Source organism: Caulobacter sp. 602-1 (assembly GCF_003931565.1).
Lineage (GTDB): Bacteria > Pseudomonadota > Alphaproteobacteria > Caulobacterales > Caulobacteraceae > Caulobacter.
Genome location: NZ_RRYI01000168.1, coordinates 1 through 283, shown reverse-complemented (window position 1 = coordinate 283; position 283 = coordinate 1). Strand labels below are relative to the sequence as shown.

Genomic DNA, 283 nt, shown 5'->3' with positions numbered 1-283 from the left:
CCCGTGGGAGCGACGCTGGTGGTGCGTCTATTCGCCGGACGGCGCGCAGCGTGCCAAGCAGGGCAAGATGCACCTGGCGCACGCCGATCGCCTCGAAGGCCCCTGGACGCCCCATCCGGGCAATCCGGTGCGGATCGATCTGGCCAGCAGCCGACCGGGCGGCACGCCCTTCACCCACGAAAATCGCCTTCATCTGCCGGTTCAGGACTGCACCCGCACCTACGGCGGCGACCTGCGCCTGCTCGTCGTCAACGTCCTGACCCCCATCCGCTTCGAGGCCGAG

1 pseudogene is annotated in these 283 nt (G+C 69.6%); it reads left to right on the top strand.

The window, feature by feature from the left end:
* Nucleotides 1-283 (top strand): annotated as a pseudogene (locus tag EIK80_RS26245) (hypothetical protein); the annotation flags it as partial.